Consider the following 14,228-nt stretch of genomic DNA (forward strand, 5'->3'; position numbering starts at 1 on the left):
CACCGTGAACCGAGGTTTCCCCGGAGGCGCACGTCGCCTCCGGGGAAACCTCGTACCCGGCCGAGAACGTCTTCGCCGATACGTCACAACCGGCCGTACGGGCCCGTAGCGTGTCTCCACGTATTGACTCCCCCGCGCCCGCTGAGCGACATTGAAGCCCGGCATCCGGCGCTTCAGGGGGCAAAGTCGCCAATGCAGACCTTGGGTATCAAGCCAGCTTTGTCAGGCAGTGGCGGACCACTGCTGGCGGGCGTGGCCGCGGCCGTGGCGGGGGTCGGCGCGGTGCTCGCGTTCGCCGACGCGGACTCGGTGCTGCGCGGCCCGTTCACCCTGTTCTTCCTTCTTGTCGCGCCAGGAGCCGCCATCGGGGCAGTGCTGCGCGGGCTGGATCCGTTCGGCCGGGTCGTGACGTCCGTCGCGGGCGCGATCGCGGTGAACCTCCTCGTCGCCCAAGGCATGATCGCCACCCACTCGTGGTCGATGACCGGTGGGATCGCGGCCGTGACCGTGATCAGCTCGCTCGTTCTCCTGCCGAGTCTGGTACGGCCCCTGCGCGGCCGTACGAAGAGAAGACGGACCTGAGACGTGGACATCAGTGTGTACCGCCCCGGCGAGCTGACCGCCGCCGACCGGGCGGCCTGGACCGCTTTGCAGTCGAAGGCCCATCTCCACGGCGCGCCCGAGCTCGCGAACCCGTTCCTCTCCCCGGAGTTCGCCCTGGCGGTGGGCCGCTGCCGGCGCGGGGTGCGGATCGCGGTCGTCCGGGAGGGCGGCGAACCGGCCGCCTTCTTCCCGTACCAGAGATCCGCCGTCGGAGTGGGCAGAGCCGTCGGTCTCGGCCTCTCCGACTGCCAGGGCGTGGTCCACCGCCCCGGCTTCACCTGGGACGCCGAGGCGCTGCTGCGGGCCTGCGGGCTCTCGGTGTGGGAGTTCGACCATCTGGCCGGGGGCCAGACGCCGTTCGCGGCGCATGTCACCGGCACCTTCCCGTCCCCGGTCATGGACCTGGAACAGGGCTACGAGGCCTATCTCGGCCAACTGCGCGCCGACTCGCCGAAGTTCGTCCGCTCGACGCTCGCCAAGGAACGCAGGCTCGGCCGCGCGGCGAGCGAGGTGCGCTATGTGCACGACGAGCGCGACCCGAGGGCCCTGCGCACACTGATGGCCTGGAAGTCGGCGCAGTACCGCAGGACAGGTCGCAGCGACCGCTTCGCGCACCCGTGGATCACCCGGCTGGTGCACCACCTCTTCCACACCCGCTCCGACTCCTTCACCGGCCAGCTGTCCGTGCTGTACGCGGACGACAAGCCGGTCGCGGCTCATTTCGGGCTGCGCTCCGAGCGGGTGCTGACATGCTGGTTCCCGGCGTACGACCCGGCGTTCGCGAAGTTCTCGCCGGGTCTGCTCCTGCATCTGCACATGGCCGAGGAGGGCGCGGCCGACGGCATCGCCTACCTGGATCTGGGCCGGGGGCAGAAGCAGTACAAGGATTCCCTGAAGACGCGGGAGATCTCCGTGTCGGAGGGGTGGGTCACCCGACGCCATCCGGTGGCACTGGGACACCGGGCTCGCCGAGCCCCGGTCCGGGCGCTGCGGAACGTGGTGTTGGCACGACCGGAACTGTTCGAACCTGCCGACAAAATGTTGAAACGGATCGGGAGAATCCGGTCGAGAGGTCAGGTAACGGACACAACAACAAAAACGTGAGGCCTAGTAATAGGTCTTGCCATACGGGCTCAATCATCAATACCGTCGTACATCCACCCGCATCGGTCCGTCAGCACTTGCTCCAAGGGGAGGGCTCGAGGAGCGCGACGGCCCCGGCGCGGGGCGCGGTAGGGGGGTGCCGTGCTCGGTGACCACACCGTTTACCGAGTCGTGCCGCGCGACCGACTGCCGAGTCGCGACAGTCGGCCGGTTTTGCCAGCTCACCCGGCATGCACGGAGATCGACTTCGGCATGCCATGAGTGAGAACCCCCCTTTCGAACAGGCCGGACCACCCAGGGGCGGGTGGTTCACCGGACGAGAGGGATCAGACTCATGAGCTCAGTTCTGCGCCCGGCGATATCCGCATCCGAATCCGATACCACCAGCGCCGGGCCGCCGGCGCTCGCGAAGTACCGGCCGATCTCCAACCACCTGGCCATCGCGCCACCGGTGAGTGTGGTGATACCCGCCATGAACGAGGCGGAGAACCTTCCGTACGTCTTCAAGACACTGCCGGGCTGGATCCACGAAGTGGTCCTGGTCGACGGCAACTCCACCGACGACACCGTCGAGGTGGCCCGCGAACTGTGGCCGGACGTCAAGGTCGTCCCGCAGCAGGGCAAGGGCAAGGGTGACGCCCTGATCGCCGGCTTCGAGGCGTGCACCGGCGACATCATCGTGATGATCGACGCGGACGGCTCGGCCGACGGACACGAGATCGTCTCGTACGTCTCCGCCCTAGTCTCGGGCGCCGACTTCGCCAAGGGCTCCCGCTTCGCCAACGGCGGCGGCACCGACGACATGACCCTGATCCGCAAGTTCGGCAACTGGGCGCTGTGCACCACCGTGAACCGCAAGTTCGGCGCCCGCTACACCGACCTGTGCTACGGCTACAACGCGTTCTGGCGGCACTGCCTGGACAAGATCGACCTCGACTGCACCGGCTTCGAGGTGGAGACCCTGATGAACATCCGGGTCGTCAAGGCGGGCCTGAAGGTGCAGGAGATCCCCAGCCACGAGTATCTGCGCATCCACGGCGCGAGCAATCTGCGGGCCGTGCGCGACGGACTGCGCGTACTGAGGGTGATCCTGCACGAACGCTCCAACCGGCGTGCGCTGCGCCGCCGTTCGCACGCGACGATGCTCACCGCAGGCCGGGGAGAGTCGTCTTGAACGAGCCGGCCGTCTCGGTCGTCGTCTGTGTGTACACCGAGGACCGCTGGGAGGACATCCTCGCGGCGGTCGCCTCGGTGCGCGCCCAGTCCCGGCCGGCCCTGGAGACGCTCCTGGTGGTGGACCACAACCAGGCCCTGCTGGAGCGTCTGACCAGGGAGTACAAGGAGCACCGGGAGAGCGGCGCGGTGCGCGTGCTCGCCAACGCGGGCCCTCGCGGGCTGTCCGCGGGCCGCAACACGGGCATCGCCGCCTCCCACGGGGAGATCATCGCCTTCCTCGACGACGACGCCGTCGCCGAACGGGACTGGCTGCGGTACTTCGTCGAGGGGTACACCGACCCCCGGGTCATGGCCGTCGGCGGCCGTACGGTGCCCGCGTGGGCGTCCGGCCGCCGCCCGGCCTGGTTCCCGGAGGAGTTCGACTGGGTGGTGGGCTGCGCCTACAAGGGTCTGCCCGGCGGTGTCGCCGAGGTCCGCAACGTGCTCGGCGGCAACGCCTCGTTCCGCCGCACCGCCTTCGACGCGGCCGGGGGCTTCGCCACGGGCATCGGCCGCGACGGGGACAAGCGCCCGCTGGGCTGTGAGGAGACGGAGCTGTGCATCCGCCTCTCCCGGGCCAGACCGGACGCGGTCCTGCTGCTCGACGACCGGGCAGTGATCCACCACCGGGTGCCCGACGCGCGGATGCGCTTCGGGTACTTCCGCACGCGTACGTACGCCGAGGGCCTGTCGAAGGCGCTGGTGGCGCGGAGCGTCGGCGCCGGCAAGGGGCTGGAGTCGGAGCGCCGGTACACCACCCGGGTGCTGCCCGCCGGCGTGGCGCGCGGTCTGCGTGACGCGCTGCTCGGCCGCGCGGGGGGCGCGGGACGGGCGGGCGCGATCGTCGCGGGGGTGGCGGCGGCGGCCGGGGGGTACGTTGTCGGGAGCGTCCGGGCCCGCAGGGGCGATGTCACGTTCTCGGTCGGCGAGATTCCGGGCGGCGCGGCCGGCAAGGGGGGCGAGGGGGGCTCGTCATGACGGGAACGACGGGGACGGCGGCCGCAGCCGTACCGATCCTGATGTACCACGCGGTGTCCGCCGCGCCGAACGAGGCCACCCGGGACCTGTCGGTGTCCCCGGAGGCGTTCGCGGAGCAGATGGCGCTCATCGACGACCTGGGCCTCACCCCGGTCGGCACGGCGGATCTGGCGGCGAGTTGGCGTCTGGGCCGCCCGCTCCCCACCCGGCCCGTGCTGGTCACCTTCGACGACGGTTACGCGGGCGTGCACCGGCACGCCCTGCCCGTCCTCGCCCAGCACGGCTTCGCGGCCTCGCTGTTCGTCACCACGGCCTGGATCAAGGGCCCGTACGACAACGGCGACGCCCTCGACACCATGCTCGGCTGGGACCAGGTGCGCGAACTCTCCGACCACGGCGTGGAGATCGGCGGGCACAGCCACACCCATCCGCAGCTCGACATGCTGGACGACGACCGGCTCCGGTTCGAGCTGCGGCGCTGCCGGCAGATCGTCGCCGACGAACTGGGCACCCGGCCGGTCTCGTTCGCGTACCCGTACGGCTACTCCAGCCGCCGGGTGCGCGTCGCGGTGCGGGAGACGGGGTTCGCCCAGTCGCTCGCGGTCGGCAACGCGCTCGCCCGGCGCGCGCAGGGCCCGTACGCGCTGCGGCGGGTCACCGTACGGCGCTCGACCGGCATCGCGGAGTTCGAGCAGCTCATCGAGGGCCGTGCGATCGCCCGCACCTTCGCCCGGGACCGTGCCCTCACCAAGGGGTACGCCATGGTCCGAAGAGCACGACAGGTCCGGAAGGCCATCCGTTCCCGTGTCTGACACGACGACCACCACGGCACACGAGGCCGACAGCACCGAGCCCGAGGAGACCGAGCGGCGGTCCGGCTCCGTCCGCGGGCTGCGACTGCCCGGGCTGGGCAAGAGGGCGGGGGGCGACCAACTGTTCCGCAACGCCTATGCCCTCATGCTGAACACCGGTATCTCGGCCGTGCTGGGCCTCGGTTTCTGGCTGGCCGCCGCCCGCTACTACACCGAGGCCTCGGTCGGTCAGGGGTCCGCCGCGATCGCCGCGATGAAGCTCCTCGCCGGGCTCACCGCGCTGGCGCTGACGGGCGCCCTGGCCCGGTTCATCCCGGTCGCGGGGCGTGCCACCGGCCGGCTGATCTTCCGCACGTACGCGGGCAGTTCGGTGATCGTGGCGCTCGCGGCGGGCGTGTTCCTGCTGACGCTGGGGGTGTGGGGGTCGTCGTACCGGTTTCTGCACGATCCGCACAACGCCGTGTTCTTCGTGCTCGCGGTGGTCGCCTGGTCGGTGCTGACGCTCCAGGACGGGGTGCTCACCGGGCTGCGCAGCGCGGTGTGGGTGCCGGTCGGCAACACCGTGTTCTCGGCGGTGAAGCTGGTGCTGCTGGTGGTGTTCGCCGCCGCGATCCCGACCATGGGCGTGTTCGTGTCCTGGGTCGCGGCGATCGCGATGTCCGTGCTGCCGCTGGGCTGGCTGGTGTTCCGGCGGCTGATCCCCAAGCATGTGAAGGCCACCGCGGAGCACGCGCACCCGCCGTCGCTGCGGGAGATCGGCCGTTTCCTCGCGGGCGACTACACCGGCTCGCTGTTCTCGCTCGCGGTGGTCTATCTGGTTCCGGTGATCGTCGCCGCCCAGGTCAGCTCCGCCGACAACGCGTACTTCTACATCACCACCACCATCGGCGGCACGGTCAACCTGCTCGCCATCAACATGGGCGCCTCGCTGACCGTCGAGGGCGCGCACGATCCGGCCCGCCTCGCCGCCAACACCCGGGCCGCGCTACGGCGGATGGCCCGGATCATGCTGCCGGTGTGCGCGGTGCTGTTCTTCGGGGCGCCCTGGATCCTTGCCGTCTTCGGACAGGCCTACGCGGACGCGGCGACCCCGCTGCTGCGCTGGTTCGCGATCGGCGCGGTCCTGCGGGTCGTCATGGAGACGTACTTCGCGGTGCTGCGCGCCCAGAGCCGCACGGCCGGACTCGCCTGGCTGCAGGGCCTGCTGTGCGCCCTCGTCCTCGGCCTGACCCTGGTCCTGCTCCCCCGCATGGGGCTGACCGGCGCGGGCGTCGCCGAGATCTCCAGCCTCGCGGTGATCGTGCTGATCGCCGCGCCCCGGCTGTACCGGATCCTGCGCGCCGCCGGGCCCGCCGAGGTGCCCGCGGACGCGCCACCGGACGGCGACCTCGCCGACCTGGGCCGGGTGGCCTCCGCCGCGAAGAAGCAGAGCGGAGCCTGGAGCCGGCGTCTCGACTCCGACACCCTCGCCCTCGGCATCCATCTCGACTTCGACCACCTGGAACGCCGCCCGGACGTACGGCCCGGCCCCGGCACCCCGCCCACCGGAACGGCGTCCCCGCGCAAGGACCACCGGCCGGCCTGGGCCCAGGACCGGCCGACCCGTCCGCTCAAGCTGCCGCCCGCGCTGGGCCTGCCGGTGGAGGCCCGTGAGCCGGGCTCGGAGTCGTCCCTGGGCCCGGCGGAGGTCCCGGAGGTGGACGCGCCGTTCGAGGAGGCCGTACGGGAACCGGCCTTCCGGGAACCGGCCTTCGTGAGGAAGGCGGAGGCACCGGAGAAACCCGACGTGGAAGCCCCGGTCCAGGAGGCCCCGTCCGCCGAGGAGGCACCTCGGGTGCCCCTGCGCGAACGGCTGCCGCACCCCACGATCACCGGTGCGGTCCTCGGCTTCCTGCTGCTCTCCGCGCTCCTGCTCTACTGGGTGCCCGCGCTGACGCTGGACGACTCCGACCTGGACCGGATGGGCGGACTCGGCCTGATCTCCGTGCTGCCCGCGCCGACGCTGGTCGGGGCGGCGCTGCTGGCCGCGGTGTTCGCCTCGCTGCTGTGGCCGGCCCGCGAGCACCGCGCGCTGCTGCTGGTCACCCTGCTGGCCACCGTGTTCTCGCTGCACGCGCTGCCCGCCGTGATCGAGGCCGAACCCCGGTTCGCGACGGCCTGGCAGCACCTGGGCTTCATCGACTACATCGACCGCACCGGCTCGGCCGTACCCGACCTGGACGCCCGCTGGAGCTGGCCGGGCTTCTTCGCGGCGGCCGCGTTCGTCGCCGAGGCCTGCGGGATCACCGACTTCACCGAGATCATCCGCTGGTGGCCGACCGCCATCCAACTGCTCTATCTGCCCCCGCTGTTCCTCCTCGCCCGCCATATGCGGGCCGGCTGGCGCGCCCGGTGGACGGGCATCTGGATCTTCGTCCTGAGCAGCTGGGTGGGCCAGGACTACTTCTCCCCCCAGGGCTTCACCTACCTCCTCTATCTGGCCTTCGTCGCGATCCTCCTGGTCTGGTTCCGCGCCCCGCACATGCTGTGGGGCACGGTGCGCCCCGGCGAGGCGGAGGTGGAACCGACGGACCGCCCCCGGCGCGCGGTCCTCCTGATGGTCCTGATCGCGCTGTACGCGGCGACGGTCCCCGCCCACCAGCTCACCCCGTTCGTGATGCTGGGCGTCCTCGCGGCCCTCGTCCTGATCGGCCGCTGCGAACTGCGCGGCCTGCCCATCCTGTTCGCCGTGCTGGTCGCGGTCTGGGTGGGCTTCCTGGCCGAGCCGTACTGGTCCGGCCACTTCGACGAACTCTTCGGCGGGGTCGGCGGCGTGGGCGGCAACGTCACGTCCTCGGTCTCCGGCCGTATCGGTGAAGGCAGTTCGACGCACAAACTCGTCCTCTACGCGCGGGTGGCCCTCGCCGGCACGGTCATGCTCCTGGCCTGCTACGGCTTCTGGCGCCGCCGCGCGAACAAGTACCGCGAACGCTCCCTGCTCGTCCTGACCTTCGTACCGTTCCTGGGCTTCGGCATGCAGTCGTACGGCGGTGAGATGGCCCTGCGCGTCTTCATGTTCGCCCTGCCGGGCGCCGCGCTGCTGGCCGCCCTCGCCCTCTTCCCCCGCACCGGCGTGACCGCCGAGGAGCGTGACAAGGACCGGGTGAGCCTCGCCCCGCTGGCCGCCCTCGTGGCCGGCCTCGTCCTCATCGGCGGCTTCCTGATCGCCCGCTGGGGCAACGAGCCCTTCGAGCGCGTCCGCCCGGGCGAGGTCGCCGCGATGGAGTACGTCTACGCCCATGACGACCCGACCGTACGGCTCCTGTGGCTCAGCGACGATCCGGTGAACAGCGTGACGCCCGCGATGCCGTGGGGCGCGCGGGACATGGAGAAGGTCGAGTACGTGCCGACGCTCGCGCCGAGCGACCCGGTCCTGGTGTCGGGCCTGGCCAAGGCGCTGAAGAACGCCGGCGCCCACTCCTATCTGATCGTCAACCGCAGCCAGGTCACCTCGCTGCAGATGGACTCCGGCTACTCCAGGAACTGGGAGCCCCGGCTCATCCGGAACCTCGACGAGCGCGACGACCTCAAGCGGGTCTTCTCCAACGCCGACGCCACGATCTTCGCCCTGCGCGACCAGACCGGAAAGGCCCCGGCCCCCGACCCCGGCCCGATCGGCCCCCAGGTCACCTGGACCCCGTGGTCGGTGGTGGGAGGCCTGGCCGCGATCGCCCTGATCGTCCTGCTGGGCACCCGCGAGGTCGTCCGCGTGGCCGTGCGGCCCGGCGTCCGCCAACTCCGCCGGCTCCAGAGCAGCTTCTGGTTCAGCCTGCCCATGCTGGCGCTGTTGCTGGCGTCGTTGGTACAGCGCTTCTTGACGATGGGCTCGCCATAGCGCCCTGAAGGGGCGCGGGGCTGTATCGATGTGCGGCTGCGCCGCGTGGCCGCGCGACCAGCCACGACGGTCCGTAGTTCCCCACGGACCTCACGAGGCACTCACCTCTTGAGCCACTTCACCTCGTACGCACCCATGTCGAACTTCGAACCGTCGATGTCCGCACTGATCTTGCGGTCGAGGGTATTGACCACGAGCACGGCCCTGTCATCGGCCAGCACCCGGACATTGGGTTTGTCGTCCGCCGCGACGGACACCGTCTCGTACGTCGTCCCCGGCGGGAACTCCTCGCTGAACCGGGACAACAGCCCGTACATGGGCAGCGACTCGCCACCGTCCTTCGTGTCCGTCGGCGACCACAGGCACCCGGGGCACTCGGGCCCCTTCTCCTCCTCCGGATTCCAGTAGAAACCGGAGGAGGCACCGCCCTTGGCCATGGCCATCAGCCCTGAGGCCTGGACGGCGACCCGCCGGTTCTCGGACCATCCGTCGCGGTTGTCGTCACCGTCGGCGGGCTCGACGTAGTACTCGGCCCACCACAGCGGCAGACCGGCGGTGCGTTCCCGCACCCACTCGCTCACGGCCGTGAACTTGTCGGTCGCCGCGAACTCGTCGGGGATCAGATCGTCGTCCTTGGTGTAACTGGACCCGTCCACCACCACGAAGTCCGCGCCGGCCTTGTTCTTGTTCCAGTAGTCGAAGGCGTCGAGGATCCGCTGGTCCATGGCACCCCACGGACCCTTCAACGACGTCGACGCGTCCTGCTCCTGCCGCGGGTCGACGCTGTCCATGACGAGATACGGCCCGCCGACCATGATGTCCTCGTCGACCTTCTTCAGGGCCTTGAAGACGAGGTTGTACAGCTCGGTGTACCCCTCGTAGTCCCAGCGGGCCTCCGCGTCGTTCCAGAAACCCTTGAACTCGTTCCAGACGATGAAGTGCCGTACGTCCGGGTAGCGCTTGGCGACGGTCGCGGCGAGGGCGGCGTAGTCCGCGAAGTGCTCGGGCTCGGGCGCGGTCTCCAGCGCGGCCTGACTCCAGTCGGTCTTGTCGGCGCCGGACCGGCCGCCCTTCATCCAGTCGGGCGCGCAGCACAGGGTGACGACGGGGGTGCCGCCGGTGGCGCGGACGAAGTCGATGCGCCGGTCCATCTCCTCGAAGTCGTAACGCCCCTCGACGGGTTCGGGATTGTCGGCACCCCAGCCCATGATGTGCTGGATCTGCGGCAGGGGCCGCTCACCGAGACGTTCCTCGACGCGCTCGACGGCCGTCCCGCTGCCTACGTCCGCGCTGAACTGGGTGTGGGTGAAGCCCCAGCCCACCTCGGGTGCGGTGTCGCCGGGCGGGGTGGCGGGCGTGCCGTGCACCTTGTCGCCGTCGGGTGTGGTGCCGGCGGTGCTGCCGTCCCCGGGAAGTGTGTTGAGCAGGGTCACGACGAGGGCCAGAACGGCCGCTCCCACGCCCAGAAGCGCGGTGAGCCGCCACCGCCGGTCCCCCGAATTCCACCCACGACGTCCCATCATGGGCAACAGTAACCGCGCGGCGAGGTGGTGGGGGAGCTTCCGGCGGTGAACTCCTGGGCAATCGGACCAACCGTGTGGACGGGGAGCGCGGCCTCTCGCCGACGCGACCGGCGCACCAGGGAACGGGGCGCGGGCCGACACCACCGGCGCACTACGGAAAGCGGATGCACGGGGAGCCCTCGGTGACGGATCATGGCGACATGTCTGCCAACCCACACGACGCACTGCCGATCCGGCTCAACGTCGACGACAGCGACTCACCGTCCGATGTCGTCGACGCGCTGTTCCTCGGCCGTTTCGCGACGGGCGAGCAGCCGTACGCGCACGCGGCGAACATCGACCGGGTACGGTCCGGGGCCACCCTGCTGCCGCCGGGCGCCCGGGTGCTGCGGGCCGCGCGCGACGACGACCGCAGCGCGACCCTCGCCGAGGGCGACGGCTGGACCGTGCTGATCTCCCGCTGGAACCGCGGCGCCGACGTCACGGTCACCGCGACCACCGCCGAGCTGGCGGAGAAGGTGCTGGGCCAGGCCACCGACGGCGCGGCCGACGAGCCCGAGCCGCAGCCGGAGAACGTGACGATGGGCTTCTGGTACGTCTCGCCGCGCCGGGGCCCGCACCGCACGACCCGGCAGATCTCGGCGGGGACGTGGGAAGAGGTGCGGCCGAACTACACGGCGCCGGTCGCGGACGCGATGGACCACCTGATGAAGACGACCCCCGAGGACATCGCGGGCCGCCTCCTGCTGCTGCACGGCCCGCCCGGCACGGGCAAGACGTCTGCCCTGCGCACGCTGGCCCGTTCCTGGCGGGACTGGTGCCAGGTCGACTGCGTCCTGGACCCCGAGCGGCTCTTCTCCGACGTCGGCTATCTGATGGACATCGCGATCGGCGAGGAGGACTCCTCGGGCAAGGACCGATGGCGTCTGCTGCTCCTGGAGGACTGCGACGAGCTGATCCGCGGCGAGGCCAAGCACACGGCCGGCCAGGCGCTCTCCCGGTTGCTGAACCTGACGGACGGTCTGCTCGGCCAGGGCCGCAACGTCCTGGTCGGCGTCACCACCAACGAGGACCTGGAGCGCCTGCACCCCGCCGTGGTCCGCCCCGGCCGCTGTCTCGCCCGGATCGAGGTGGGCGCCCTGACGCGCGCGGAGGCGATGAGCTGGCTCGGCAGGGAGGCCGTCGGCCGGGAGGAAGCCGTCGGCCGGGAGGGTGCGACCCTGGCCGAGCTGTACGCACTGCGTCGCGGCACGTCACCGACGTCCCTGCCGGAGCCGAGGGGCGGGTCGGACGCCGGCCTGTACCTGTAGCGGGCCGCCGGCGGTGGCCGGCAGTGTTTTGATGGATGTATGACCCTGTTCGTCGGCACGTCGGGGTGGCAGTACAAGGACTGGCGGGGCGCCTTCTACCCGGAGGGCTGCCCCACCCGGCTGTGGCTGGAGGAGTACGCGGCGCGGTTCGCCACGGTCGAGATCAACAACGCGTTCTACCGGCTGCCGACGCGCGAGAACTTCGAGGCGTGGCGGGACAGAGTGCCGGGGGACTTCGTGGTCGCGGTGAAGGCGAGCCGCTACCTGACCCACATCAAGCGGCTACGGGACCCCGAGGAGCCGGTGAACCGTCTGATGAGCCATGCGGAGGGTCTGGGCGACCGTCTGGGCCCGATCCTGCTCCAGCTGCCGCCGACACTTCGGGCCGACGCGGAGCTGCTGGGCACCTGTCTGGGCCGCTTCCCCTCCGGCACCCGGATCGCGGTCGAACCCCGCCACGACTCCTGGTGGACCCCCGAGGTGCGCGAGGTCCTGGAATCCCACGGCGCGGCCCTGTGCTGGGCCGACACCCACTCCCGCCCGGCCACCCCCCTCTGGCGCACCACGGACTGGTCCTACCTCCGCTTCCACCAGGGCCGAGCCCACCCCTGGCCCCACTACGGCCGCCGGTCCCTGACGACCTGGGCCCACCGCATCGCCGACACCTGGCCCGCTGCCGCCGACGCATACGTCTACTTCAACAACGACCCGCACGCGGCGGCCGTGGAGGACGCGACGACGTTCGCGAGGGCGGCGCGGAGGGCGGGCCTGCGGCCGACACGCACACCGGAACGTCTGGCGCGTGCATAGAAACGCGGGCATGGAAATGCGTCTGCCCCGCTGCTCCGCTGCTCCGCTGTTCCGCTACTCCGCTACTCCGCTACTCCGCTACTCCGCGTACGCGGCCCGCAGGGCATCGCGGGCCGCTGACAGGGCTTGCGCCTCGCTGAGCCCCAGTCGGCGCGCCCGCTCCGCGTACGCTCCCGCCGCCGTCGCCGCCTCACGCTCCGCCGCCGAGCCGGCGGCAGCCACGAACGTTCCGTTGCGCCCCCGCGTCTCGATCACCCCGTCCGTCTCCAACGCGCGATACGCCTTGGCGACGGTATTGGCGGCGAGCCCGAGCTGCTCGGCGAGCCCCCGTACGGTCGGCAGCCGGTACCCCACGGGCAGCGCGCCGGAGCGGGCCTGTTCAGAGATCTGGGCGCGCACCTGCTCGTACGGCGCACCCCCGTCCACGATGCGAATCTTCAAGGTCACGCGGCGATTGTCCCGTACCCACCGGAAATTCGGAGGCAGCCCACCGTTCGCCCCGCGTACCGTGCGCACACATGACACCGATCGTGCGCGACCTCCGCGCCGCCGATCCCGCGGACGCCGCGGCTTTCGTCGAGGTAAGACGGCTGGCCCTGCCCTTCCTGGTCAGCACTGCCGAGTCCCTGCTCCACGTGGCCACGCTCGCACCGCCCGAGGCCCACCACCAGCAGCTCGTCGCCGAGGCGGACGGCGAGGTGATCGGCACCGCGCAGCTGTCCATCGCCCACGACAGCCCGGTACCGGGCCAGGGCGACGTCAATGTGTACGTACACCCGGCCCATCTGCGCCGGGGCGCGGGCGGCCTGCTGGCGCGCACCGCCGAGGAGCGGCTGGCGGCGGTGGGCGCGCGGCGGCTGCTGTCGTGGGTCCTGGACACTCCGGAGAACCGCGCGTTCGCCGAGCGGCGCGGCTACACACCCAGCCGCTCCGCCCACTTCCTCCGCCTGGACCTGGCCCACGGCGCCCTCCCCCCGCCGCAGTCCCCGCCCCGGGGCGTGCAGTTGCGTACGGCCGCCGACTTCACCGACGACCCGCGCCCCCTGTTCGACCTGGACGCGGAGACGACGGCGGACGAACCGGGCGACGTCGAGGCGGAGTTGGACGACTACGAGCAGTGGGTCGAGGAGACCTACCGCCACCCCCTGCTGGACCACTCCCTGAGCACGGTGGTCGTCGTGGACGGCACACCCGCCGCGTTCACCGCGGTCCATACGGACGGCCGGGACCGCTACTTCACCGCCATGACGGGCACCGCCCGCGCCTTCCGCGGCCGGGGCCTCGCCAAGCTCGCCAAGAACGACTCCCTGCACCGCGCCCGCGCCGCCGGCTACACGGAGGCGTTCACGGGCAACGACACCGGCAACGGCCCGATGCTCGCGATCAACAAGTGGTTCGGATACGAAGTGTGTGCGACGGAGGTGCGCCATGTCCGCGAAATCGGCTGAGCCCGGCAACGAGTCGTACGAGGTGGAGGTGGACGTCGTCCTGCTCAAGGCGGGCCGTACGAAGATCCGTTACCCCGCGCGGCTGTTGAGCGACGACGGGACCCGGATCGCGGTCCACGCCGCCTGGGCGAGCGAGGGTGTACGGGACTTCGGCTTCGTGCGGTTCGGGCCCGGTGACGTCTTCACCGAGTACTACTGGCGCGACCGGTGGTACGCCGTGAAGGAGGTCCGTGACGCGCGGGGCGGGCTGAAGGGCTGGTACTGCGACATCACCAGGCCCGCCACGCTCTCCGGCGGCGAACTCGTCGTCGAGGACCTCGACCTGGACCTGTGGCGCTCCGCCGACGGCAGGACCGTACTGCGGCTGGACGAGGACGAGTTCGAGGAGAGCGGGCTCGCGCAGAGCGACCCGGAGGCCGCGGCGGCCGCCGTCGCCGCCCTCGACGAACTGGAGGCCCTCGCCACCACCGAAGGCGGCCTGGAGTCGCTGCTGACCTAGCCGGCGCCGACGTGGACGGCTCTGACGCGGTGGCGGCGTGGACGGCTCTGCC

12 protein-coding genes are annotated in these 14,228 nt (G+C 71.2%); 10 read left to right on the plus strand and 2 right to left on the minus strand.

The window, feature by feature from the left end:
* The first annotated feature begins 219 nt into the window (after nucleotides 1-219).
* The 6 genes from OG272_RS09975 (at nucleotide 220) to OG272_RS10000 (ending at nucleotide 8,586) form a co-directional block, all read left to right on the plus strand.
* The gene (locus tag OG272_RS09975) at nucleotides 220-582 is read left to right on the plus strand and encodes a hypothetical protein (RefSeq protein ID WP_405893094.1); all 363 of its coding nucleotides are present in this window, start codon (nucleotides 220-222) and stop codon (nucleotides 580-582) included.
* 3 nt (nucleotides 583-585) lie between these two features.
* Complete coding sequence (locus tag OG272_RS09980; protein ID WP_405893095.1) at nucleotides 586-1,707, plus strand: GNAT family N-acetyltransferase; 1,122 nt, start codon at nucleotides 586-588, stop codon at nucleotides 1,705-1,707.
* A gap of 334 nt (nucleotides 1,708-2,041) precedes the next feature.
* The gene (locus OG272_RS09985; protein WP_327730426.1) at nucleotides 2,042-2,881 is read left to right on the plus strand and encodes a glycosyltransferase family 2 protein; all 840 of its coding nucleotides are present in this window, start codon (nucleotides 2,042-2,044) and stop codon (nucleotides 2,879-2,881) included.
* On the plus strand, nucleotides 2,878-3,900 hold the full coding sequence (locus OG272_RS09990; protein WP_327730425.1) for a glycosyltransferase family 2 protein: 1,023 nt from the start codon (nucleotides 2,878-2,880) through the stop codon (nucleotides 3,898-3,900). The genes OG272_RS09985 and OG272_RS09990 overlap by 4 nt, the downstream gene beginning before the upstream one ends.
* A complete protein-coding gene (locus tag OG272_RS09995; protein ID WP_405893096.1) occupies nucleotides 3,897-4,712 on the plus strand; it encodes a polysaccharide deacetylase family protein in 816 nt (271 codons plus the stop codon). Before OG272_RS09990 ends, OG272_RS09995 begins: the two co-directional genes overlap by 4 nt.
* Entirely contained in the window at nucleotides 4,705-8,586 is a 3,882-nt protein-coding gene (locus OG272_RS10000) for a lipopolysaccharide biosynthesis protein (protein ID WP_327730424.1), read from the plus strand. Before OG272_RS09995 ends, OG272_RS10000 begins: the two co-directional genes overlap by 8 nt.
* Before the next feature lie 101 nt (nucleotides 8,587-8,687).
* Here OG272_RS10000 and OG272_RS10005 read toward each other — a convergent pair whose 3' ends face one another.
* On the minus strand, nucleotides 8,688-10,106 hold the full coding sequence (locus OG272_RS10005) for a GH39 family glycosyl hydrolase (protein WP_327732295.1): 1,419 nt from the start codon (nucleotides 10,104-10,106) through the stop codon (nucleotides 8,688-8,690).
* A 203-nt stretch (nucleotides 10,107-10,309) separates the two neighbouring features.
* On the opposite strand from OG272_RS10005, the gene OG272_RS10010 reads away from it, so the two are divergent.
* Both OG272_RS10010 and OG272_RS10015 read left to right on the plus strand, forming a co-directional pair.
* Nucleotides 10,310-11,419, plus strand: a complete 1,110-nt coding sequence (locus OG272_RS10010; RefSeq protein WP_405893097.1) for a DUF5925 domain-containing protein — start codon at nucleotides 10,310-10,312, stop codon at nucleotides 11,417-11,419.
* A 39-nt stretch (nucleotides 11,420-11,458) separates the two neighbouring features.
* Entirely contained in the window at nucleotides 11,459-12,229 is a 771-nt protein-coding gene (locus OG272_RS10015) for a DUF72 domain-containing protein (protein WP_326583864.1), read from the plus strand.
* A 78-nt stretch (nucleotides 12,230-12,307) separates the two neighbouring features.
* Here the strand turns inward: OG272_RS10015 and OG272_RS10020 are convergent, their stop codons facing one another.
* Complete coding sequence (locus tag OG272_RS10020; protein ID WP_326583863.1) at nucleotides 12,308-12,676, minus strand: GntR family transcriptional regulator; 369 nt, start codon at nucleotides 12,674-12,676, stop codon at nucleotides 12,308-12,310.
* A 71-nt stretch (nucleotides 12,677-12,747) separates the two neighbouring features.
* Between OG272_RS10020 and OG272_RS10025 the strand changes: the two genes are divergently transcribed.
* Together OG272_RS10025 and OG272_RS10030 are read left to right on the plus strand one after the other, a co-directional pair.
* Nucleotides 12,748-13,677, plus strand: coding sequence for a GNAT family N-acetyltransferase (locus tag OG272_RS10025; RefSeq protein ID WP_405893098.1), 930 nt, complete (start codon nucleotides 12,748-12,750; stop codon nucleotides 13,675-13,677).
* On the plus strand, nucleotides 13,658-14,176 hold the full coding sequence (locus OG272_RS10030) for a DUF402 domain-containing protein (protein WP_326583861.1): 519 nt from the start codon (nucleotides 13,658-13,660) through the stop codon (nucleotides 14,174-14,176). The genes OG272_RS10025 and OG272_RS10030 overlap by 20 nt, the downstream gene beginning before the upstream one ends.
* The last annotated feature ends 52 nt before the right edge of the window (nucleotides 14,177-14,228 follow it).

It is taken from the genome of Streptomyces sp. NBC_00104, from assembly GCF_045160825.1.
Lineage (GTDB): Bacteria > Actinomycetota > Actinomycetes > Streptomycetales > Streptomycetaceae > Streptomyces.

Bases quoted from the DNA above. Each gene is read 5' to 3' on its own strand.
- OG272_RS09985 (WP_327730426.1), top strand. From the start codon at position 2,042: ATGAGCTCAGTTCTGCGCCCGGCGATATCCGCATCCGAATCCGATACC.
- OG272_RS09995 (WP_405893096.1), top strand. From the start codon at position 3,897: ATGACGGGAACGACGGGGACGGCGGCCGCAGCCGTACCGATCCTGATG.
- OG272_RS10005 (WP_327732295.1), bottom strand. From the start codon at position 10,106: ATGGGACGTCGTGGGTGGAATTCGGGGGACCGGCGGTGGCGGCTCACC.
- OG272_RS10010 (WP_405893097.1), top strand. From the start codon at position 10,310: ATGTCTGCCAACCCACACGACGCACTGCCGATCCGGCTCAACGTCGAC.
- OG272_RS10015 (WP_326583864.1), top strand. From the start codon at position 11,459: ATGACCCTGTTCGTCGGCACGTCGGGGTGGCAGTACAAGGACTGGCGG.
- OG272_RS10025 (WP_405893098.1), top strand. From the start codon at position 12,748: ATGACACCGATCGTGCGCGACCTCCGCGCCGCCGATCCCGCGGACGCC.
- OG272_RS10030 (WP_326583861.1), top strand. From the start codon at position 13,658: ATGTCCGCGAAATCGGCTGAGCCCGGCAACGAGTCGTACGAGGTGGAG.